We start from the raw sequence: 23,445 nt of genomic DNA on the forward strand, positions 1-23,445 counted from the left end.
CATACAAGATTACACCTCTGTTTCTGATATTTTTTTATTCTTTCAACACCGATGCTTGTGACAACCTCAAACTACTCACCACCGCCGCAATCAGTGCAAATACACTCCCTGTTATCAAGCATACTTCCGTACTTTTGCTTCCTACCACCCAACTGAATAGAAGTGCTACAAGCGTAGTTCCGAATGTCTGCCCCATGAGCCGTGCCATTCCCATCATTCCACTGGCTCCACCGGAACGCTGTTTGGGTGCGGAAGCAATCATTGTACTGTTATTCGGTGTCTGAAAGAGTCCGAATCCGACTCCACAAAGAGCTAACCGTAAACAGATACTGACAATCGATGATTCTGCGTCCAACATCGAAAGCGAGTAAAGACCTATACAGAATATTCCCATCCCGATACTTCCCAATATTCCCGGGTGAATACGTTCTACCAAGTAGCCGGCGGCCGGTGCAGCAAACAGTGTGGCGAGAGGCCAAGGAGTCAGTAGGAGTCCCGTCATGACTTCGCTATGTCCCAATGTGTTTTGCAGAAAGAAGGGCAGCGAAATCATAGCCAGCATCTGCGCGGTGAATGAACAGATGGAAGTCAGAATCGAGAGCCTGAAAATGGGGATTCTCAGTAAGTCTAACGGCAACAGGGGGGACTCTTGCCCCAACTGCCGACGTACATAATATGTTCCTACGACAATCAATATCACTGACTGGATTATCAGATAATCATAGCGTTCATGATGCGCAAAACCATCCAATGTATAAATCAATAATCCGAAGGTAATAGCATTAGCCACCGCACTGATAACGTCAAACTTACGTTTCGATAGTTCCTTTTGCTCAGGAAGATACTTGATTCCCAATATCAGGGCAATGATCCCCAATGGCAGATTTATCGCAAATAACCAGTGCCAGGAAGCTATTGACAAAATACCACTGGCAACAGAAGGACCTGCCGCCGCTGATATGGCAATTACCATTGCATTAATCCCCATTCCACGTCCTATCTGTTTTTTCGGATAGATAAGACGAAGCTGGGCTGTATTTACACTGGTGATAGCTGATGCACTGAATCCCTGGAAAATACGGGCGGTTGTCAGAGTCCAGAAGGAATCGGATAAGGCACATATAAGTGATGTCACACAAAATAAAGCAATGCCGGAGAGGAATACCTTACGATATCCGAAGATTTCGCCCAATGCAGAAAAAGAAAGTAATGACACTACAATAGCCAATTGATAACCATTGACAATCCAGGTAATCACAGAGTCCGAAGTTCCAAAATCATGTGCGAGGGTAGGGAGGATTACAGTACTGATGTTGATATCGAGCACTGACATGCAGAGAGCGAATCCAATGGCCACTACCGCCCATATTCGTTGCGGAAATGGCAGCCCGTCCGTTTCGTCTATTTCCTGTGATTTTCCATCCTGAACCATATAATTTCTTTTATCTGCGAATTAAACAAAACGTTCAATCAGCTGTTCGGAAACCTGCATAAAAATAAGTTTTTTTAGAAATTGTCTCGTAGGAAAGTAACGTGGAGAAGAAACTTCTTTGTACCTTTGTGCCCGTCAATACTAAAATCAATAATAAATAATAGGATTTATGGGAGGATTTTTCGGGACAGTCTCCAAAGCGAGCTGTGTGACGGATTTATTTTACGGTACAGATTATAATTCACATTTAGGAACTAAGCGGGGCGGACTTGCCACGTATGATGCAGAAGAGGGCATGTTTGCCCGATCCATTCATAACCTGGAGAGCACTTATTTCCGAACCAAGTTTGAAGACGAACTGGATAAGTTTAAAGGAAATGTCGGAATAGGAATCATCAGCGACACAGACCCGCAACCCATCATCATTAACTCCCACCTCGGACGCTTCGCCATTGTAACAGTAGCCAAAATTGTGAATCTGGAAGAAATAGAAGCAGAGCTACTTTCCAAAAATATGCATTTCGCCGAACTGAGTTCAGGCAATACCAATCAAACCGAGCTTATCTCACTACTCATCATACAAGGAAAAACTTTCGTAGAAGGTATAGAAAATGTTTACCGCCGTGTCAAAGGTTCTTGCTCTATGCTGCTGTTATCAGAAGATGGCAGTATCATTGCAGCTCGTGACAAGTGGGGACGCACTCCGATTGTAATTGGCCGGAAAGAAGGGGCATATGCTGCAACCAGTGAGTCAAGCAGTTTCCCGAATCTGGATTATGAAATAGACCGCTATCTCGGTCCGGGAGAGATTGTTCGTTTGACTGCCGATGGAGTGGAACAACTGCGGAAGCCGGAGGAAAAGATGCAGATTTGTTCTTTCCTGTGGGTATATTACGGTTTTCCTACTTCCTGCTATGAAGGTCGCAATGTAGAGGAGGTACGTTTTACCAGTGGTTTGAAGATGGGACAGAGCGATGATTCTGAAGTAGATTGTGCTTGCGGTATTCCTGATTCCGGTGTAGGTATGGCTTTGGGCTATGCCGAAGGAAAAGGAGTTCCTTATCATCGTGCCATTTCTAAATATACACCGACATGGCCGCGCAGCTTCACTCCCAGTAAGCAGGAGATGCGCTCATTAGTGGCGAAGATGAAACTGATACCGAACCGTGCCATGCTGGAAGGTAAGCGCTTATTGTTCTGTGACGACTCCATAGTACGGGGCACACAATTACGGGATAATGTGAAGGTACTGTATGAATATGGTGCCAAAGAAGTACATATCCGCATTGCTTGTCCACCGTTGATTTATGCTTGTCCGTTTGTAGGTTTCACGGCATCCAAGAGCCCGTTGGAATTGATTACACGCCGTATTATCGCAGAACTGGAGGGAGATGCAGACAAGAATCTGGAGAAATATGCCACTACCGGTTCTCCGGAATATGAGAAGATGGTCAGCATTATTGCCGAACGCTTTGGCCTTACAACTTTGAAGTTTAATACTCTGGAAACTCTCATCGAGTCCATCGGATTGCCGAAATGTAAGGTTTGTACACATTGTTTTGATGGAAGTAGTTGCTTTTAAGTAACTCTAAATACTAACATTTTGTAAAAAGGGGCGTGAATTGCTTGGCAGTTCACGCCCCTTTTTCTACCTTTACGGCAGAACTATTGACTACTGTTGATAGATAATTGGTAGTTTATGTTCTCGATCATAAATCATAAATCGTAAATCATAAATAATATGGCTTTAGTAGAACGTTTTTTGAAGTATGTAAGCTTCGACACCCAGTCCAGTGAAGAGACAGAGGTGACTCCAAGTACTCCGGGGCAAATGGTATTTGCCAAATATCTGAAAGAAGAATTAGAGTCTTTAGGTTTGGAAGACATAACGTTGGATGAGCATGGCTATTTGTTTGCCACACTTCCGGCAAATATCGATAAGCCGGTACCTACTATTGGTTTTATCGCCCACATGGACACCAGTCCCGATATGAGTGGCAAAGATGTATCTCCCCGCATTGTTCAAAACTATGACGGTTCGGACATCGTGCTCTGTGCGGAAGAAAATGTAGTTCTTTCTCCGTCTCAGTTCCCCGAGCTGCTGGATCATAAAGGTGAAGACCTGATCGTGACCAATGGCAAGACATTGTTGGGAGCAGATGATAAAGCAGGTATTGCCGAAATCGTTTCTGCGATAGTGTATTTGAAAGAGCATCCTGAAATCAAGCATGGCAAGATTCGTATTGGTTTCAATCCGGATGAGGAAATAGGATTGGGCGCACATAAATTCGATGTGGAGAAGTTCGGTTGCGACTGGGCTTACACAATGGATGGCGGTGAAGTAGGAGAGTTGGAGTTTGAAAACTTCAATGCGGCATCTGCTAAAATCACCTTCAAAGGTCGCAATGTGCATCCGGGTTATGCCAAAAATAAGATGATTAATTCAATTCGTGTAGCCAACCGTTTCTGTGCGATGTTACCTGCTCATGAAACGCCCGAACATACTGAAGGTTACGAGGGTTTCTACCATCTCATCAGTTTCAACGGCGATGTAGAGCAGACTACAGTGGCTTATATTATCCGTGATCATGACCGTGCACGTTTCGAGAGCCGCAAGAAGAAAATAGAACGCTTTGTCAGTGAAATCAATGCTGAATATGGTGAAGGTACGGCAACGCTTGAACTCCGTGACCAATACTATAATATGCGTGAGAAGATTGAACCGGTAATGCATATCATTGATACGGCTTTTGCCGCAATGGAGGCTGTAGGTGTGAAACCGAATGTGAAACCTATCCGTGGTGGTACGGATGGCGCGCAGCTTTCTTTCAAAGGTTTGCCTTGCCCCAATATCTTTGCAGGTGGTCTGAACTTCCATGGACGATATGAATTCGCTCCTATCCAGAATATGGAGAAAGCGATGAAGGTCATCGTGAAGATTGCCGAACTTGTTGCTATAAAATAATTTAATACCTTAAGACATGAAAACCACTCCGTTTACAGAAAAACATATCTCGCTGGGTGCTAAGATGCATGAGTTTGCGGGATATAATATGCCGATAGAATATTCCGGTATCATTGATGAACACCTCACAGTTTGTAACGCTGTGGGTGTATTCGACGTTTCCCACATGGGAGAATTCTGGGTGAAAGGCCCCAATGCATTGGCTTTTCTTCAGAAAGTGACTTCCAATAATGTGGCTGCCCTGATTCCGGGCAAGGTGCAATATACCTGTTTTCCCAACGAAGAAGGCGGTATTGTAGATGACTTGCTGGTTTATCATTATGAACCGGAGAAATATCTGTTGGTAGTGAATGCCTCGAATATAGAAAAAGACTGGAACTGGTGCGTTTCGCACAATACGGAAGGCGCTGAACTGGAAAATGCTTCCGACCACATGGCTCAACTTGCCGTGCAGGGCCCGAAGGCCATTCTTGCTTTGCAGAAGCTGACGAGCATAAACTTGTCGGAACTGCCGTATTACACCTTTACGCATGGTGAGTTTGCCGGTGAGAAAGATGTGATTATTTCCAATACCGGCTATACCGGTGCAGGAGGTTTTGAGCTTTACTTCTATCCCGAAGCTGCCATGAAGATTTGGAATGCCGTGTTTGAAGCAGGTGAAGAATTTGGTATCAAGCCGATTGGCTTGGGTGCACGCGATACGCTTCGTCTGGAAATGGGCTTCTGCCTGTATGGCAATGATCTGGATGATACGACATCTCCTATTGAAGCTGGTTTGGGATGGATTACCAAGTTTGCTGAAGGTAAGAACTTTATCAATCGTCCGATGCTTGAAAAGCAGAAAGCGGAAGGTACTGTCCGTAAGTTGGTCGGTTTTGAAATGGTGGACCGTGGAATTCCCCGTCATGGATATGAGCTGTTCAATACAGAAGGCGAAGCTATCGGAGTAGTAACTTCAGGTACAATGTCACCTACTCGTAAGATTGGTATCGGTATGGGCTATGTGAAACCGGAGTATAGTAAAATAGGTACGGAAATTTGCATTGATATGCGTGGACGTAAGCTGAAAGCAGTAGTGGTTCGCCCGCCATTCCGTAAATAAGATGAGTCTTTCTCACCACAGAATTCCAAGATTTGCGCAAGTCTTGGAATTCTGTGGTGAGAAAGACTTTATAACATTCTTTTCTTTATAGTCTGCTGATCTTATCTAATAATTGATTAGCCCAAGCTATTTCTTTGCTTGTCCATTCTTCCTCTTCTCCTTGCATTCCTTGTTCCTGATACCGGGAAAGTAATTCCAGATATTCCTTCAATGTGCCGGCGGCTTTAGCCTGTTTATTCATGCGCATTAGCAATAGAATTTCCTGTTTATATATGTCAAGATTCGGACTGTCTCCTGCTAATTCTTTGGCTTTCCAAAGCAGGGTGGCACATTCTTCGTTTACCTCTTCTGTGTTGTAAAGCGCCATCCGTGATTTTGCTAAGATAACGTAATCATGGTCGGTGGCCAGATTGTTATTGATATTCTTCTGTATTAATCTTCCGGCTTCTTCATACCGTTGGTCTGCCATATTCATGGCTGCGTTGAAAGTTACTACGTCCGATGTCGCTTTGAGATAAGGATGACTGATTTGATTTTCCGCTTGGTCGGCTTTGTCTATTCGCTTTTTCAGGTTGTCGATGCTGCCGTAGCGAAGCAGCTTATGACCGCGTTGCTGTATATTATAGTACCCGATGACTTTGGAAAGTGCAGACGCCAATCCATCGGGATTCATCCCCTTGAATTCCAATAACTCACGTGCAACCCGGTCGGCTGCGTATTCCTGGTTATTCTTGTAATTCATTCCCAGGCGATTCACTACATTTACATTCAGCAGGGCGGCAACGCTTCCGATGCTGGCAACAGCACCTACACCTAAAGCTGTATCATCGTCATCCCAGTATGCCACTTCCAGGGCTACTTCGGCAGTGACGGCAAGAACCGTTCCCCAAAAAGCTGCCCGCTTGGCACGGCGTTCAGCACGGTAGATGTTATTAATCTGATGGTCCAGTACGAAATGAGACATCTCATTGGCAATAATGGCGGCAAGTTCATCCTCCGAATCAAGTGTGCAGAGCAGGCCGGTACTAATCAGCATTGTTCCGTTGGGCAGCATGTAAGCATCCGGTTCGGGCGACTGGATGATGCGTACATTCAACCTTTCACTGCGGTTGGGATCGATGCCGGTGGCAGTCAGTTTCGCAAAGATATTCTGTACGTATGAAGTGATGAAATCATCCTCATAGCCGATCTCTTCCAGCTTGTACAGGTAATCCCGGCATTCTTCGTCCACTTCCTTGCGCAACTTAGAGTTATATCCGCGTTCGCTGAAATATTCATACAGATGTTGCTTCAGATAGGTTTGCTGCCAAAACTCCTGATTGGTTTCGGGAGGTGAGAGTTTAATGGTTTTCAGGGCAGAAGAAGGTACCGCAAATTGCATACCGTTGATTTCGGTTGCATAGAAAACATCGGAGCCTAGTTGTTCTGCCGATTTCATTTTCACTACCTTGCGGATCACTACGGGAGTGCCGGCAGGAAAATTCTCATACTGTTGTTGTAGTTCGCCTTTTATGGCAATTGGGCCGCTCAAGTCTTTCTGCCTGGCAGCAAATCCTGCTGTAGAGAAGAGGACAGCGAGGAAGACGAAAGTGATAAGACGTTTCATATTGGTTCGTTTATGGTTCGTACTATTGACTTATTATCAAAATTGCTGATACAAAAATAGGAAAGAGTTTTCTCCCTTCCCTATTCTTTTCCCTACAAAAAGGTAGGGAATTTCCTATTCCATTTTTATATCTTACTTTAATGGGTGTTCGAAGGTGAATAAACATCCGTCATGGTAGGTATCGTCTAAATATACCCGTGCTTTTATACGCTCTGCAAGAATCCGGCATAAGGATAATCCTAATCCGGCGCCGGGTATAAAAGAATCCACTTTATAAAATCGTGAGAATATTTTTTCTTTTAGTTCGCTTTTCACGCCAATGCCGGTGTCTCGTACGTGGAAGTATAACTTGTTATTTTTGTTATCTACCTCATAACTTAACTCTACTTCGCCACTTGAAGTGAACTTTAGTGCATTATGTAGCAGATTGATAAGTATCTGATGTACGATATCCTCATTAGACGAAAGTATATAGTCTGTCTGGCATGGGGTATAGTAAAATTTCACTTTGGGTTGGATATATTCCTTCATTTCCTGAAGTAATTTATTTGCAAACTTGTTTACCGGAATATCCTGATAAGTCAATCTCTGGTCTCCGCTGTCAATATTGGCAATGGAAATCATGTCGCTGATGATCTTCAGTAGATTATCACTATTCTTTTTGATAGTGGCACTGATTTCCCTGGTTTCTTCCTGACTCATTGGTATTTCTGCAAGGCACTCGGAGAAACCTACAATGGCATTCAGGGGTGTCCGCACCTCATGATTCATATTCTGGATGAATGCTGTTTTCATGAGTTGAGCTTGTTGTGCCTTCTCATTGGCTTGTTGCAGTTCCTGAGCTTGTTTCCTCAGTAAGCGGTTGTTTTTCAGCTTATGACGGTAGAATTTGATGCCGATGATTAATGCGGCTACTAACACAACAATCAGGGTACAAGCATAAAAGAATTGTATATTGCGAGCTTTCAGACTCAGGTCTCTGGCTTCAAGTTCCAGTTTATTCAGATTATAGCGGGTGGATAATTCATTGAGCTGCTTCTGGGTATCATTCTTATACAATGAATCACTCAAAGATACGTATTTACGTAGCATAAGATAAGCTTCGTCATATCTGTGAGACTGGTGTAAAGCGGAGGCCTTGTTATTATACATCCTCTTGAGGTTTGTCATGTTGTGGGAATTCTGATAATATTCTGCACAAGAATCCAGATAGGCAAGTAATATATCAAAGTCACCTTTTAAAGTGGCATATTCTTTTTTAGTACTATATAAATAAATGCGGCTCACATGTGGCGATTTCCGGTATAAATTCTCCATTTCAGTCAGATACTTTCGTAGAACGATAGTATCCTGAGGTTCAGTGAATACTACTGAAGCCATATCTTTTATCATTAAGATACGGGCTGTATCCATATTGATAGTAGAGGTGTTGAGTGATACATCGGCCAATGAGTCTAAATGATAAAATACATTCTGGGCTTCTTGTTTTTTATCCATACTCATCAGAATTACCATATAATTGGCACATAATGGGGTATATTCATCCCAGAATTTTAGTTTTTCAAACAATTGCATGGCTTGTGTAATATATGGCAGGGCTTTGGCATAATTTTTATTTGCTCCATAAAAGTTGGCTATTTCATTCAGGCTGAATGCCAGTCCCACTTCGCTTTTCCTGTCCAGTGCATCATTGTACATCTTATCCAGCTCCCTCATATCATCTTCAGAAGCGTTGGAATATATGATATTTGCGCATAAAAGACTCCAGCTCCTATAATACTCAGCCTCATTATGGAGACGGAGCGATAAATCCTTGATGATAGGAGTATATTTTTTCATACTGTCTACATCACCATGTTTGTAGTGAAAATAATTTCTGTCCTTATATAGATAGAATAGATCGGTTGTCTTATCTCCTTTTTTATTGTCGATATCTTTCTTTATCTTTTCCCAGTGAGAAAGATATACTTCCGGCTGGTTATAATAGGTTTTTAATTTAGAGAAAGCAGGAGGGATGGAATCCTGATTGAATTTCACTTCTTTCTGTGCTTTTGTTTGTGTTGAAAGCAAAAAAGTACAGAGTATCACTATCAGATACAGACCGTTTCTCATTGCAAAGTATTGTCCTGCTATTTTGGGAATCTTTTTTGAGATACAAATATAGAGAAATTTGCCAGTATTTGTGTATGTACGTATATAAAAAAGGGAGACTTTTTTCAAAATCTCCCTTTTTTTGCTTTCATGAAGCAGAATTATTTCTTTTTACGGTCACCGTAGCGGCTCATGAACTTATCAACGCGACCAGCTGTATCCACCAATGTAGATTTACCAGTATAGAACGGGTGAGAAGTGTTAGAGATTTCCATCTTTACCAACGGATAAGTTTCACCTTCAAACTCGATGGTTTCTTTCGTATTTACGGTTGAACGAGACAAGAACATGTCACCATTAGACATATCTTTGAATACTACCGGACGGTAATTTTCAGGATGAATACCTTTTTTCATTTCAATATTTGTTTTTTTAATTATTATATTCGGTTACTATTTTGGTAATAAATAGTGTAATGGTCTTATTTTTCAGAGCGCAAAGATAGTGCAAGTCGCAGATAATACAAAATAAATTCTGATTTATTTTTGCTTAAGGTGCAGTCTACCTTTGTTTAAAGGCAGTGTATTTCTCTGAATTAGAAAAAAGTTCCCTCAAAAAATAGGTTTATCGCTTTTTATTTCAGATTTTTGCATGGTATTTTAATTTATATTCAGCATGAAGAAGCTACTTTTCTTAATTTCCCTATGGCTCTGCGTCACTACGGCAGGTGCCCAGCAGAACGAGCGGGATCTGTATAGTGTTGCGTTTTATAATCTTGAGAACCTGTTTGATACGATTCATGATGCAGGTAAGAACGACCTTGAATTTTTGCCTTCCGGCAGTTATGTATGGACGGCTGAGAAGTATGAGGCCAAGTTGAAGAACCTTGCCAAAGTCCTGAGTGAAGTGTCGCGCGATCGCGTACCGGGAGGACCCGCCGTTATCGGTGTAGCCGAAGCTGAAAACAACCGGGTACTGACAGATTTGGTAAGCCAGCCGGCTATATCCAACTATAAATTCGTGCATTACGAAGGTCCGGATAAACGGGGCATTGATTGCGCTTTGCTTTATGATCCGGAACAATTCACTGTTACCAATTCCAAACTGGTGCTTTCCACTCCTTTTGAGGGAGACACTGTGCACCTGACGCGTGGCTTCCTTATTGTAGACGGACAGATGGCAGGCGAACGCGTTTGTTTCATCGTCAATCACTGGCCTTCCCGTGGAGCTAAGTCTCCGGTGCGTGTACATGCAGCCAAGCAGGTACGGGCATTGACAGACTCCCTGATGCGTACGGACAAGAAACTGAAGCTGATAGTCATGGGGGATATGAACGACGATCCTATGGACGAAAGCATGGCGACACTGGGTGCACGCAAGTATGCGAAGCAGGTGAAAAAAGGCGAATTCTATAATCCCTGGTGGGAAACCCTTGAAGATAAAGGTGTGGGAACATTGCTCTATCGTGGCAAGTGGAACTTGTTCGACCAGATTGTAGTCTCCCGTCCTTTGCTGAAAGCCAAGAAAGGTTTGAAGTACGATCATAATGAAGTCTTTATCCGTGAGTATCTTTTTCAGCAGGATGGCAAGTACAAAGGCTCTCCCTTGCGCACGCACGGCGGACGTGTTTGGTTGAATGGCTACAGCGACCATTTACCCACTATCATTTATTTGAAAAAGTAATATATAATAATGTGTAAACGAAGACCGGGAAGCTAAACTTGCTTTCCGTTTTTTTTGTTATCTATATAAAGGTATGCAGAAGAGGCTGATAAAGGCTACAGATGAAAAGAGTTTGTAACATAGAGATTACAATATTCTGTTAAAATCATCCAATAGCTTTAAAATAGAATTGTTTCAATAGGGATAATACGATAATTTATTCCCAACCTGTTCTTCCATTTGAAGGATAATGCTTACTTTTGCGTAGAATTTTTATTCACTAACAATAAACTTTAAACAAAATGATTAATTACAAAGATTTAGGGCTCGTAAACACAAGAGAAATGTTTGCGAAAGCTATTAAAGGTGGATATGCTATCCCGGCTTTCAACTTTAATAATATGGAACAGTTGCAGGCTATTGTAAAGGCTGCTGTTGAAACCAAATCTCCGGTAATCCTCCAGGTATCTAAAGGTGCTCGCCAATATGCTAACCAGACATTGTTGCGTTACATGGCAGAAGGTGCTGTAGAATATGCAAAGGAACTGGGTTGCAAACACCCTGAAATCGTTCTTCACCTCGACCACGGAGATACATTCGAAACTTGCAAGTCTTGTATCGATATGGGCTTCTCTTCAGTTATGATCGACGGTTCTCACCTGCCTTACGAAGAAAACGTTGCTTTGACGAAGAAGGTAGTTGACTACGCTCATCAATTTGATGTAACTGTAGAAGGCGAACTTGGTGTATTGGCTGGTGTAGAAGACGAAGTTTCTGCTGAACATCATACTTATACTGACCCTGAAGAAGTAATCGACTTTGCTACTCGCACAGGTTGTGACTCTTTGGCTATTTCTATCGGTACTTCTCACGGTGCATACAAGTTCAAACCCGAACAATGCCACGTAGATCCGAAGACTGGTCGTTTGGTACCTCCTCCTTTGGCATTCGAAGTATTGGATGCTGTAATGGAGAAACTTCCGGGATTCCCCATCGTACTGCACGGATCTTCTTCAGTTCCTCAGGAAGAAGTTGAAACTATCAACAAGTTTGGTGGCAAGCTGGAAGCAGCTATCGGTATTCCTGAAGAAGAACTGCGTAAGGCTGCTAAGTCTGCAGTTTGCAAGATCAACATCGACTCAGACTCTCGTCTGGCTATGACTGCTGCTATCCGTAAGGTATTCGCAGAAAAACCGGCTGAGTTTGACCCGCGTAAGTATCTTGGCCCGGCTCGTGACAACATGGAAAAGATGTACATGCATAAGATTATCAACGTGCTTGGTTCAGACGGTAAATTGGCTGAATAATCCACGAATTTTAAAATTCTAAATAGGAAGGCTGCTCTTGAAAAAAGGGCAGCCTTTTTTTGATCAGTTCCTTTAGTAATCAAGTCTATTGGTCATTTCCGGGGCAAAGGCGCATCTCGGATCGGGATAATCCCAACACTCTTTGCCGTATGCCTTGATGATATCGCTCCAGCACCGGTTTCCGTATTTAAAGCAATCTTCAAAACAGATGCAAGTACGGCATCGGCTATGATTCCCGATATCGTTGCGGGAAAGGTTGCAGAGATGCAGCGTCTTCTCCGATTTCCAGATGTCTTTCAAGCCAGATTCCCTTGCATCCCCGATAATGAACCGGGAGTTCCAGTACAGTTGTTCGCAAATAGTGACCTTCCCGTCCGGGAGAATGAATAAATGGTTGTTGAGTGCAGAGCAGGTGGCACCGCTAAACTGCATGCTTCCTCCTTCGTCCGAGTAATACTGTTTCTTTATTGCACCTTGGTTCAGGATAATCCTGAAATGCGCATTGAGGGCGACCGATTCTTGTAAGAAGCGGAAAATATCGCTAATCTCCTGATGTGAAGGCTTTAGTTCGGCAAAGCTCCGGTAGTTTGTGGTGATAGAGTTACTGACCGGAGTGAGACGCCAGTCTTGCAGGTTCTTCAGGGTTGAGAGGAATTGAAACAGCTCACTAAGAATCTGGCGGTTACAATTATAGGTTGTCAGTACAGAAGACACTTGGTATGGCAAATCGCTTTGATCGAGCATCCGGAGTCCTTGCATCATCTGTTTGGCGTAGGATTTGCTGACGGATAAAGACTGATTTAATACCATGGCATCGATGGCATCTAATGACACCTGTATGATGTTCTTATACCCGGTTTGTTTCAGCTTTTGCAGACATTCGGCATTGAATGGCATTTTGGTGGATATGAATTCAGGTTCTATGCCACACTTCACCAGTTCCGTAAGGATGATGTCCCAGTCTTTGTGCAGAAATATTTCTCCGCCTATCAGATTGATTTGTTGCACGGGCAATGTTGCTGCTTCCCGTATCAATTCCAGAATACGGGAAGTTGTCAGCACGCTTTGCACTTGTGTGCGGGTGTCGGCATAGCAATACCGGCAGTGAGTCATGCAGCGGTTGGTCAGCATTAACGTCAGCGTCAACGGACCGGAATATAGCCGTCTGGTATATGTGTCGACTGTCGTACCCGTAGGATTGCAGGGAAATAGGTTTTTGTAGTGATATTCTGTTCCTGCTTTTTCAATAGGTATGATCAGTTGTCTGGGAAAACATATTTCCCGTCCGTTCCATGTGGTGAAGAACGCTTCCCGGTTCTCTATAAAAGGCAGCATCAGTTTTTCGGTTTTCAATACGTCGCAGTGAAAGAAGCGTGCCAGTAGTTGCCAGTTCTCAGCCAGACTCCGTTTGTGGGTAAAGAAACTGAGCATTGCCGCGTGGGCGGGATGGATAAAAGACATCCAGTCCGGCGAGGCAACTCCCCTGATGTTTGTTTTGGAAAACAGGATGAACCGATATATATCGTCCCTTAATCCATAATTGGGATTAAGCACATATACATCATTCACTTTTGATGTCTTTGTCACCGATGCTTTCATTGAAGACGGCACCTGTGAAGCAGCCCAGGCCACAATTTCCCTGAAGCTTTTCATCTATTCCACCTTGCAGGTCGAACAGTTCGTCCATGTTCAGCAACTCTTCCTGAGAGCAGTTTTCGTCCTTGCTTGCTCCGTGTTGCTGATCGTTGCTCTTTCCGGAATTTTTAGTTTTCATGATGTCAAATGTTTAGAGGTTACTATTAAGTTTGTTTCTCCGGCTGTTTCAACAGCCTGTATAGCGGGGTGAAGACGCGGCTGAGTATACTCCGGTCCGAAGTGATGATTTCGGCTTTGCCGGAGAGACCTATCTCATATTCTATCTCATCTTTGGTGGTCGTATTCAGTCCGTGGGGAAAATTGATTTCCACTGCGTAGTTTTTGCTGTAGGGCACATACGCTATTGAAGCTACTTCACCGGTGAGATACCCGTAAGTATGTGCCGGATATTTGCTTAACTCGATGTTCACTTTATCGCCGGGGGCTATTTCCGCCACATCTTCCTGTGAGAGTTTGATGCGTCCTATCGGTTGCCCCTTTTGTTCTGATATCACAGAACAAACCGTATCGCCTTCATTTATCACATTGCTTATCCCCCAGCTTTTTCCCAGTATCACCGTTCCGTTGCTGCTGCTTTTAATTAAGTATTTGGCTTCCCATATTTTCAGGCTGTTTATCATATTCTCGTATGCCAGTTCCAAGGCTCTCCGGTTCAGTGCTACTTCCTTTTTGTGTTCCATTCTCAGGTCGAATAGCTGCCGTCTGGTGTTCAGTATATTCATTTCATTCTTTTCCGGCTGCTTATTCAGCAATGCCAGTTCCTCTTTCAGGAATCCTTCCTTTTGCCGGAATATGTCAAATTCGTCATAAATCAGGCAGGTGCGCACGGCATTTGTGAACTGCCCGTAAGCACCGGTCATTTCTCCCATGATGAGGTCGAATGGAAAACTATTCAAATATTTTATGTCGTTGGTGCGGTAATATGTTTCCACGTCTCCCAGTACCCGGCAGAATCTTTTCACATCCTGCATGGAGGCTGTGTTGCGCAGAATGCCCAGTGTGTCGTTGAGTTTCACCTTTTGCCGGTCTTCTACGAAGAAACGGTCTATTATCCCCGATTGGTTTGCCGTTATCCATGCTGTCTTCGATAGGTCGTCGATGGCTATGCCTGTCCTCACAGTGTCCGGATACGAGAACAGGGCGGCGAAGGTTATCAATAGTACTATCAACCCGTAGATGATGTGGCTTCCCGTATGTATCAGCCAGTTGGGCATATCGCCCAGTATGTCGTTGTTCTCGCGGCTGTACAGTTCCACTTTGTCGGCCTCGTTGTTTTCCGGTTTATAGATTTCTTCCATGAGGTGTTTTTTTTGTTTGTATTAAGCATTCAGTTCCAGTTGGTTTTTCACCAATCCGTAGTAGTCTCCCTGACGGGATATCAGCGTTTCGTGGTTGCCCTGTTCGGTGATGTTTCCATCTTTCAGTACCACAATTTGGTCGGCATTCCTCACGGTGCTGAGGCGGTGGGCTACGATGACTACTGTGCGGTCTTTGAAGAACTGGTCCAGATTCCGTTGGATGGTTTTCTCATTATCCGTATCCAGTGCGTTGGTTGCCTCGTCAAAGAACAGGTAATCGGGGTTGCGGTAGATGGCTCTGGCTATCAGTATGCGTTGTTTCTGCCCCTGGCTCAATCCTTGTCCGGTGTTGCCTATGCGGGTGTTGTACTTCAAGGGCAGGCTTTCGATGAAACTGCGTATGTTGGCCATGTCTACGGCATAGATCAACTTCTTCTTGTCTACGATGTCATCTTCGGGGGCGATGTTGTTGGCTATGGTATCATTGAAGATGAAGCCCTCCTGCATTACTACTCCGCAATGCTTGCGCCATTGCTTGAAGCTGAGGTCTTGCAATGACTGTCCGCCTATGCTCACCTTTCCCTCTGTGGGCGGATAGAATCCCAGCATCAGCTTTATCAGGGTTGTTTTTCCGCTTCCGCTTAGCCCTACGATGGCGGTCGTCTTTCCTGCGGGGATATCCAGCGATATTCCTTTGATAATCTTCTTCGATTTCTCCGAGCCGTAGGTGAAGAATACATTCTGCAACTGTATGGGCTGGTTACCCATTACTTGTTCCGCATTTTCCTGACCATCTTCCTCTTCATTGGGTTTGCTGTGTATCTCACCCAGACGTTCCAGGCTGAGCTGTGCATCTTGTGCCTGCTGCATGAAGGATACGAATTGCTCTATCGGACCCTGCATCTGCCCGATGATGTATTGTATGGACAGCATGATACCCAGTGTGATGTCACCGTTCAGTACGGCAGTGGCAGATAGTACGGTGATAAGTATATTTTTCACTTCATTGATGAGCACGGCGCCCACTTGCTGCCATTGCCCCAGGTTGAGCGACTTGATATTGATTTGGAACAGGGAAGCCTGTATGTTCTCCCATTCCCATCTTTTCTGTTGTTCGCACCCCAGCAGCTTGATGTCCTGCATGCCGTATATCATCTGCATCAGGTTGTCCTGATTGACGGACATTTGCTCGAAGTTTTTCCGGTTGAGGTCGGCGCGCTTGCGCATGAACAGTTTCACCCAGCCGACGTAGAGGATGCTAAAGAGGAGAAAGAGGAAGAATATTTTCAGGTTGTACACGGCAAGCACTGCACCGAAGATGATGATGGTGATGGTGGCAAACAAGATGCTCAACACGGACTGGGTGAGGAACATTTCTATGCGTTTGTGGTCTTCGATGCGGCGGATCAGGTCGCCTGCCAGCTTACTGTCGAAGAAGCGCATGGGCAGGCGCATCAGCTTGACGAGAAAGTCCGATATCAGGGCTACATTGACGCGTGTACTGATGTGCAGCAGGATGCAGCGGCGGATAACTTCGATCAGCGTGCGGCTGAACACCAGCATGAGTTGTGCAGCCAGTATGAGTTGGATGAAGTTGAGGTTGCGGTGACCGATGCCTTGGTCTACGATGGTTTGCGTGAGGAAGGGGAAGGCGAGTTGCAATACACTGCCTGCCAGAAGGCCCACTATCAGTTGGACTATCATTTTACGGTAAGGATGTACGTAGCGCAGCAGATGCCACAGTGATATGCCTTCGTATTTGATGGGTGTTGTTTCGTAGAATTGCGGGGTGACATCAAGCAGCATGGCTATGCCTTTTTCTATGCCGCCTTGCGTGGTGCTGATCCAGCATTTCCTCAATTCCTCTTCTTCATATTTCAGCAAGCCGTAAGCCGGATCGGCAATATAGAAATAAGTTTTCCCTTTCTTTTGAACGATTTTGTAGAGCACCACGAAGTGTATCTGATTCCAATGCAGAATGCAAGGCAGCTTGGATTGTTGCTTCAGTTTTTCGAGGGTGGTGCGTATGCCTGTGGCACGCATACCTATGCTGGCGGCGGCTTCGCTGATGCCTTGCATATTGACTCCGGTGCGCTGTATGAACGATTGCTCGCGCAGTTGCTGCACGGAGAATTTCTTTCCGTGGTATCGGGCAATCATTCGCAGGCACGAGGGGCCGCAGTCCATACCGTCCAACTGTTTATAGAAGGGGAATTTCATAGTAGGCTGGTTTTATTGATTCTGAAATTGCTGGCAATTGTTGCAACACTTTCCACCCATCAAGGTGCAGAAATCTTTCTCTCCGTAGTAGTATGTCTGGTTATAGCAGTTATAGAGTATATCCAGCATCAAGTCTTTGCGCAGGAAGGTTAGGTACTCGAAGAGGGCGGATCGGGATAGATTCAACTTTTCTGCAAATTTCTCAGGGGTGCCTGTACGTCGATGTGCAATCAACGTATTCATATAAATGATTTTCTGTAGGTCGACGTTTTTCATAATCGGTGTGTTTTAGAGTTGTTATTAAGGGAAAAGGGAAAGAAAAAGGAGAGGCTGAATCTTAGCCTCTCCTTTTTGTGTTAAAGCTGGAATATACCTTGCAAGTAACCACCGTAATCGTTGCTGATTTCGATAGTGTAACTACCTTGAGGTAAGCTGTCGAGAGAAATAGAAACAAAAGATGTTTCGGGAGCTGTAAAATCACGTTGCCATACGGGCTGGCCGTTGGCGTTGACAATAGTGATGTTTACGTCATAGTTAGGGGAGGTGCATTTCAAAGTTAGCTGGTCACCGCCGATGGAGGCGGTGAAGGGGATGGGAGAGAGACTTCTTGTGTTTGACATCCATTGTCCTTCAAAAACGACTTCTGACTCAATATCGGAATTTCTGATTTCTGCCTGTATTGGCTGCATTGGCAAACTACCTATAATAAGGAGCATGCAGATTGATAAATAACATACATAGTTTCTCATAATTGTTGTCTTTTGATTTTCTGAAAACAAATTTAGCGGTTAATTATTGAATTGTTATGGACACAATATGGACATGTTGATCTTGATAACTCGCTAATAAATAGGAAAGTATGAAAAAACTTTTATTCGAATCTGGACATGCTATGATTTAATACTCCCATATCCAGATATCAATGAGTTGTGATTTGTCGAAGTTGTCTCCAAGTTCCTTTATAATCTGCTCTTTTATCCGTTGTTTCCGTTTAGAGACAGAGGCCGGAGAAATATTCAGTATCTCTGCCATGTTCGATACAGAAATGCGCAACTTAATAAGACAACATACTTGCAGGTCATTTTCGGTGAACGATGGGAATTGTTCTTTTAGACGGAGAGTGAAGTTGTTGTATAGCTTATTTATATTTTCTTCCACTTCCGCCCATTGAACGATTGTGAGTTGTTTGGGCGATTTTATGAGAGAATCCAACGGCTTTATATATGGAATTAGTAATTTGCACAAGAATTCTTCACGGTTACGCAAGCGTGAATTTTCTTCTGCCATAGCATCGAAAGATGTTAATTGCGTTTTGAATTTTCCTTGCATCTTTTGTGAATATTCCGCCATGTTCTGTTGTAATAGAATGGTTTCTTTTTGTAGATTCTCATTCTTTCTTTTGAGTTCATCCAATCCATTTTGTTGCTCCAACATTGTCTCATGCAATTCTTCGTTTGCAGCCAACTGCTCAGAGAGTTGCATTATATGTACTCTATTTTGCGCCATTTGCATTTCATTTTCATGTATTCGCAGGCTGTAGATGCGAAGCTGTTCTTCCTGCATCTGGATGGTACGTTCTTTTTGTATCAACTTACGCTGATAAAGGAAAATGAGGCATGCTATGACTATTACTATAAATAATAGAATATATAAGTTGTTCCGTATAATCCGTTCGTTTTCTATTTGCAATGTCTTTTTTTCGTTCAGTAGCTTTTCATGATCATACTTCTCTTTCATTGCTATGATTTCTTTGCCATGTTTTATTTTGGTAATCGAATCTATACATGTGTAGAATTTATCACAATATATCATAGCTTTAGCATAATTCTGAGGTACAGTACGATTGAGATAATATAGCGCTTGATATGCACCACATGCCGTATATATATTATCTGAGGTGGCAGCTTTATCAAGATAGTATTGAGCGGAGTCATTCATTTTTAGCTGACGATAGATATTTCCCACTGTTAAATAGTTTGGCAGGGATTCTTTATCTTTATTTATATGTAATGCTTCTAAGGCATATTCAAGAGCTTGTTTGTAATCTTTTGAATATGCTGCGCAAACAACTGCAAGTTCATTTAATGCAATAGTAGCTGAGATTTTATCATCTGCTTTTATTGCAACATCTAATGCATCCTTATAATAGCTAATGGATTTGTCCACATCTGGTTTTATAGAATATGCTCTGCCTAAGTACGATAAAGCAGAAGAAATGTATACTTTATTATTTGATGACTTTGCAAAGTCATAAGCTTTTTGAAATGCAGTAATTGCATAATCTACTAAAGAGCGATATACATATATGTCTCCTATTCCGGCATATATTAAATGCGCCAATTGATAATCTTCGGTCTTTTCTATTTCTGTAGCAGCTTTTAAATAATATTTCAAAGCGGTTTCAGCGTCGTGTTTTTCATCATTATAATATATACCTTCCAAATATCCCGCAAGTGCTTTCCTTTGTGGATTTTCTTTTTGTTGAAAATACTTATAGCCAATTGATATTAAACTGTCAGATTCCAGTTCTATATAATTCTTTATTTTCGCTTGCGATAGTAACAGACACCACGTAGCATATTGATATTTATCAGCGGCCTTGGGTGGTGTCATTTTTTCAAGAATATGTAGTGCGCTATCGGGATATGCATACATACAATTTTCTGCTTGCGCCAGTTCAGGAAGTAGAGTTGGTGAAGACTCCGTGTGGGTGTTTGTGCATGATAGTACAAGTAAAATCCCCCAGATACAAATAATATATTTATTAGATAAGAACATAGTAGTAATCTATTTGAAAGCAAAAATAAATTATTTCTTGAAAAAAGCAAAATGTTGTACTACATTCTTTCGTTCGTCACTTCATTTTTTTTTGAGATGTATAATGAATCGTTTACCATGGGGTAACAAATAATCACTTCCCGACACGGTGGAAACAGAAATAATGCTTACCTTTGTGCGTAAGCAGAAAAAACAGAAGTCATGGAACAGAAAGACAAATATATACGTTTTGATTGGGCGGTGAAGCGCTTGCTGCGCAACAAAGCCAACTTCGGCGTGCTCGAAGGCTTCCTCACCGTGTTGCTGGGCGAGCCTATCCGCATCGTCGAGATACTGGAAAGCGAGGGCAACCAGCAACGTGAAAGCGAGAAGTTCAACCGTGTGGACATCAAGGCGCGCAATAGCAAGGATGAAATCATCATCGTTGAGGTGCAGAACACGCGCGAGATATACTATCTGGAGCGTATCCTCTTCGGCGTTGCCAAGGCCATCACGGAACATATCGAGCTGGGAGAGCTTTATTCGGAAGTGAAGAAAGTGTACTCCATCAGCATTCTCTATTTCGACATTGGCAAGGGGAACGATTACCTGTATCACGGTCAGAACTCCTTTGTGGGCGTGCATACGGGCGATTTTCTGGAGGTCACTACCAAAGAGAAGGACGCCATCGTGCGCAAGCTGCCTGCCGAAATCTTCCCCGAATACTTCCTGATTCGTGTGAATGAGTTCAACAAGGTGGCCGTCACCCCGCTTGAGGAATGGATAGAGTATCTGAAAACCGGCATCATCCGTCCCGATACGAAAGCTCCCGGACTGGAAGAGGCACGCCGCAAACTGATTTATTATAATATGGACAGGGCGGAACAACTGGCGTATGACGAGCATATCAATGCCGTGATGATTCAGAATGATGTGCTGAGTACGGCGGCGGAGGAAGGAAGAGAGGAAGGATGGCAGAAAGGTATGCAGGAGGGCAGACAAGAAGGCATGCAGAAAGGCAGACAGGAAGAGAAAATAGAGAATGCCCGAACAATGAAATCCTTGAATATCTCCTCTGAGGTTATCCATCAAGTAACGGGTTTAGCCATCAAAGACATAGAAGAATTATAAATAGCACAAGATACTATTCATTTTCGTCTCGCCCGATTTCCGTTTTATGAGAAGCAGGCGGGACGTTCTGTTTTCCGGCGTAGAGACAGAGACATGAACCTAGAATATTGGGGGGTAAATAGATAAGTAATAATTTTAATCAATAACAAGTATTCCATTAATAACTGTAATCAGCGTTTTTAAAGAATAATAGCTACATTTTTTAAGAATGTTCTCCGCGTTTATTAACAGCGCAAAAAACGGTAATTAAACCTGATTTGGATATATTTCAACAAAAAAGGCAGTAATCCTTGTGAGGAAATACTGCCTTTACTTCTTTTATACTCGTTGCTATTTAGGTATATATTTGATATCTGTTTTTTTTGAAAATATTGTCAGATTTATTACTTTTATGATGCTTTGCTGTAAGGATATTGCGGTATTCTTTGGAATAGAACGTTCTGGAAAATACATTCCGGTAAGTTCCGAGAAAAGAGAAAGTAAGTTTTTCCATTTGCTAAAGTTTTAGGTGTATATTAGAGTTCTGTTTTTAAACTTCTACAAAGATATTACATCAGAAAGGTGAAGTCAAGTGTTTCAGCCTTCATTTTAAATCGTTTTTCTATTTATGATGCTAATCTTTTGATTAATAGTATTTTTCAATTCCGCCAAATCCTGCTATTGTTTTATTGTCTTTTGTTTTGCTGATGAAGTTGTTTAACCGCTTCTCAAATTCTTCAGGACGTTTTCTCGCAGCCTCGATGTACGCTATTCGGATTCGCTTATATGCTTCGGAAAATGGTTGATAGTTTTTCCATACCGTTTCATTTTCTTTCAATTTATCAATTATATCATTGGGAAAAATGAAAGGCTCAGATAAAATACTTCGCGTTTTTTCTTCAAATTTTGGGTGTATCATTTTATTTTCCAATAGCCATTTAAGTCTTTCTTTGTTGGCTTGCGAGTAAGTGCTTTTAGGGTTTCTGGGTGTGAAACGCTGAATTTTATGATCTTTGTCAAATGGTTTTGTTGTACTGTCAATCCAATCGAAGCAAAGGGCTTCTTCAACGGCATCATTGTATAAAATGCTTTTTTTGCCGGACGACTTATAGGGAAATACAAACCATATTTCACAGGAGGTTTCAAAGTTGTCCATTAACCACCTTCTCCAATCTTCTCGATTCTCAAAATACTTTATTTTATCTTCTGTAGTCATAGCAAGTTATTCAAACTAATCATTTTACTGCTTTACTTTCGTGGTAATGAAGCATTTCGCAATTTACTTTTTACCTCAACAATTACTGTACGTAGCGCAACTACCATTTTATACGATGCTAAAAAACATGCAGGTTCCGATGGCTTAATGGCTTATTATAGCTGCCAAAAATACTAAATATTGAAGAAACAGCCTCAATTATCTTTTAAAACCTTTGCCATGATTTGTTTTGAGGTATCTTATATATAAAAAAACGTGTGGGCTTGATCTGTTCTTTGACTTCAGTATAACTAAGGTAATTCTTCACTATAGAACTAAAACTTGGCATGAGGTCACTTCACAAGTTTGATAATGGACTTAATGCGAAAATATATTTGTTTCTTAATATTTTATCCAGTCCTGTTAAACTGGACTGGTACTATCTACATTTGTATTGTGAGAATAAGTAACTCGAATTATCAATTTAAAGTTTAGACTGTTATGAAACAAGAAGAAAAACGGCAACTGGCCGGTGAACTGAAAAATGCGGCCGAGGATGTGTTAAGTTTGGATGATATGGAGAAGGTTGAAGGTGGTGGATTGGTTAATCCTAGATGCGTAAAGAACAAAGTGGCACAATGTGCCAGTTGTACTCAAACAACGATTAATGATGCGAAAGAACTTACAAGCCAATTTTAGAGAATGGTATGTAAGATCGGTAACTTAAATATTAATATTAAATTTTGAATTAATTATGGAACAAGATGAAAAAAGAAAATTAGCTGATGAATTGAGAAATGCAGCTGACGATGTGTTGAATTTGGACGATATGGAAAAAGTGGCAGGTGGCCTTCTTGATTTGAAATGCGTGAATAACAATGTAGCTTTATGCGGTTGTACTCAAACGAGTACGGAGAAGCTTCAACAAGCTACAAAAGATCAGGGATAGATAGAAATATCTATAATTGTATGTGTCAAAAAGCAAGAATATTGCCATATGATGAATAGACTTGTTTTTGACACATCTTTTTTTGTACAAACAAA

General features: G+C 42.4%; 20 protein-coding genes. 8 read left to right on the forward strand and 12 right to left on the reverse strand.

Annotated elements, in window-relative coordinates:
• Positions 1 to 34: 34 nt before the first annotated feature.
• Positions 35 to 1,432 (reverse strand): MFS transporter, encoded by a 1,398-nt coding sequence (locus K6V21_RS12975; protein WP_217716342.1) that lies wholly within the window; start codon positions 1,430 to 1,432, stop codon positions 35 to 37.
• Positions 1,433 to 1,601: 169 nt separating this feature from the next.
• On the opposite strand from K6V21_RS12975, the gene K6V21_RS12980 reads away from it, so the two are divergent.
• The 3 genes from K6V21_RS12980 to gcvT all read left to right on the forward strand — a co-directional run bounded on the left by K6V21_RS12980 (position 1,602) and on the right by gcvT (position 5,499).
• Positions 1,602 to 3,014 (forward strand): amidophosphoribosyltransferase, encoded by a 1,413-nt coding sequence (locus K6V21_RS12980; RefSeq protein WP_224318868.1) that lies wholly within the window; start codon positions 1,602 to 1,604, stop codon positions 3,012 to 3,014.
• 159 nt (positions 3,015 to 3,173) lie between these two features.
• On the forward strand, positions 3,174 to 4,397 hold the full coding sequence (gene pepT / locus K6V21_RS12985) for a peptidase T (protein WP_118295127.1): 1,224 nt from the start codon (positions 3,174 to 3,176) through the stop codon (positions 4,395 to 4,397).
• A 16-nt stretch (positions 4,398 to 4,413) separates the two neighbouring features.
• On the forward strand, positions 4,414 to 5,499 hold the full coding sequence (gene gcvT / locus K6V21_RS12990) for a glycine cleavage system aminomethyltransferase GcvT (protein WP_217716346.1): 1,086 nt from the start codon (positions 4,414 to 4,416) through the stop codon (positions 5,497 to 5,499).
• A gap of 85 nt (positions 5,500 to 5,584) precedes the next feature.
• On the opposite strand, the gene K6V21_RS12995 is transcribed toward gcvT, so the two are convergent.
• The 3 genes from K6V21_RS12995 to K6V21_RS13005 form a co-directional block, all read right to left on the reverse strand.
• Positions 5,585 to 7,105, reverse strand: coding sequence for a M48 family metallopeptidase (locus K6V21_RS12995; protein WP_118295125.1), 1,521 nt, complete (start codon positions 7,103 to 7,105; stop codon positions 5,585 to 5,587).
• 132 nt (positions 7,106 to 7,237) lie between these two features.
• Entirely contained in the window at positions 7,238 to 9,217 is a 1,980-nt protein-coding gene (locus K6V21_RS13000; protein ID WP_224318869.1) for a sensor histidine kinase, read from the reverse strand.
• A 140-nt stretch (positions 9,218 to 9,357) separates the two neighbouring features.
• Positions 9,358 to 9,612, reverse strand: a complete 255-nt coding sequence (locus tag K6V21_RS13005) for a type B 50S ribosomal protein L31 (protein WP_007212861.1) — start codon at positions 9,610 to 9,612, stop codon at positions 9,358 to 9,360.
• A 259-nt stretch (positions 9,613 to 9,871) separates the two neighbouring features.
• Between K6V21_RS13005 and K6V21_RS13010 the strand changes: the two genes are divergently transcribed.
• On the forward strand, positions 9,872 to 10,879 hold the full coding sequence (locus tag K6V21_RS13010; RefSeq protein ID WP_118295123.1) for an endonuclease/exonuclease/phosphatase family protein: 1,008 nt from the start codon (positions 9,872 to 9,874) through the stop codon (positions 10,877 to 10,879).
• 281 nt (positions 10,880 to 11,160) lie between these two features.
• Complete coding sequence (locus K6V21_RS13015) at positions 11,161 to 12,165, forward strand: class II fructose-bisphosphate aldolase (RefSeq protein WP_007212863.1); 1,005 nt, start codon at positions 11,161 to 11,163, stop codon at positions 12,163 to 12,165.
• Between the two features lie 72 nt (positions 12,166 to 12,237).
• On the opposite strand, the gene K6V21_RS13020 is transcribed toward K6V21_RS13015, so the two are convergent.
• The 7 genes from K6V21_RS13020 to K6V21_RS13050 all read right to left on the reverse strand — a co-directional run bounded on the left by K6V21_RS13020 (position 12,238) and on the right by K6V21_RS13050 (position 20,117).
• Positions 12,238 to 13,734: a radical SAM protein gene (locus K6V21_RS13020; protein WP_309493904.1), complete on the reverse strand. Its 1,497-nt coding sequence runs from the start codon at positions 13,732 to 13,734 to the stop codon at positions 12,238 to 12,240.
• Positions 13,727 to 13,939 (reverse strand): hypothetical protein, encoded by a 213-nt coding sequence (locus tag K6V21_RS13025; RefSeq protein WP_118295121.1) that lies wholly within the window; start codon positions 13,937 to 13,939, stop codon positions 13,727 to 13,729. The genes K6V21_RS13020 and K6V21_RS13025 overlap by 8 nt, the downstream gene beginning before the upstream one ends.
• Before the next feature lie 25 nt (positions 13,940 to 13,964).
• A complete protein-coding gene (locus K6V21_RS13030; protein ID WP_217716352.1) occupies positions 13,965 to 15,119 on the reverse strand; it encodes an HlyD family efflux transporter periplasmic adaptor subunit in 1,155 nt (384 codons plus the stop codon).
• Positions 15,120 to 15,140: 21 nt separating this feature from the next.
• Positions 15,141 to 17,339 (reverse strand): peptidase domain-containing ABC transporter, encoded by a 2,199-nt coding sequence (locus K6V21_RS13035; RefSeq protein ID WP_044264613.1) that lies wholly within the window; start codon positions 17,337 to 17,339, stop codon positions 15,141 to 15,143.
• A gap of 12 nt (positions 17,340 to 17,351) precedes the next feature.
• On the reverse strand, positions 17,352 to 17,615 hold the full coding sequence (locus K6V21_RS13040; protein ID WP_044264615.1) for a hypothetical protein: 264 nt from the start codon (positions 17,613 to 17,615) through the stop codon (positions 17,352 to 17,354).
• An 80-nt stretch (positions 17,616 to 17,695) separates the two neighbouring features.
• Entirely contained in the window at positions 17,696 to 18,088 is a 393-nt protein-coding gene (locus K6V21_RS13045) for a DUF3244 domain-containing protein (protein ID WP_224318871.1), read from the reverse strand.
• 148 nt (positions 18,089 to 18,236) lie between these two features.
• Positions 18,237 to 20,117: a tetratricopeptide repeat protein gene (locus K6V21_RS13050; RefSeq protein ID WP_224318872.1), complete on the reverse strand. Its 1,881-nt coding sequence runs from the start codon at positions 20,115 to 20,117 to the stop codon at positions 18,237 to 18,239.
• A 201-nt stretch (positions 20,118 to 20,318) separates the two neighbouring features.
• Between K6V21_RS13050 and K6V21_RS13055 the strand changes: the two genes are divergently transcribed.
• Complete coding sequence (locus tag K6V21_RS13055; RefSeq protein WP_224318873.1) at positions 20,319 to 21,227, forward strand: Rpn family recombination-promoting nuclease/putative transposase; 909 nt, start codon at positions 20,319 to 20,321, stop codon at positions 21,225 to 21,227.
• A 625-nt stretch (positions 21,228 to 21,852) separates the two neighbouring features.
• Here the strand turns inward: K6V21_RS13055 and K6V21_RS13060 are convergent.
• Complete coding sequence (locus tag K6V21_RS13060; protein WP_217715924.1) at positions 21,853 to 22,422, reverse strand: YdeI/OmpD-associated family protein; 570 nt, start codon at positions 22,420 to 22,422, stop codon at positions 21,853 to 21,855.
• Positions 22,423 to 22,902: 480 nt separating this feature from the next.
• Here K6V21_RS13060 and K6V21_RS13065 point away from each other — a divergent pair, with 480 nt between their 5' ends.
• Together K6V21_RS13065 and K6V21_RS13070 are read left to right on the forward strand one after the other, a co-directional pair.
• Complete coding sequence (locus tag K6V21_RS13065) at positions 22,903 to 23,100, forward strand: hypothetical protein (protein ID WP_224318874.1); 198 nt, start codon at positions 22,903 to 22,905, stop codon at positions 23,098 to 23,100.
• A gap of 55 nt (positions 23,101 to 23,155) precedes the next feature.
• Positions 23,156 to 23,350 carry a hypothetical protein gene (locus tag K6V21_RS13070; RefSeq protein WP_224318875.1) on the forward strand — a complete coding sequence of 65 codons (195 nt, stop codon included), beginning with the start codon at positions 23,156 to 23,158 and terminating at the stop codon, positions 23,348 to 23,350.
• Positions 23,351 to 23,445 lie beyond the last annotated feature (95 nt).

The sequence above is a fragment of the Bacteroides cellulosilyticus genome, from assembly GCF_020091405.1.
Lineage (GTDB): Bacteria > Bacteroidota > Bacteroidia > Bacteroidales > Bacteroidaceae > Bacteroides.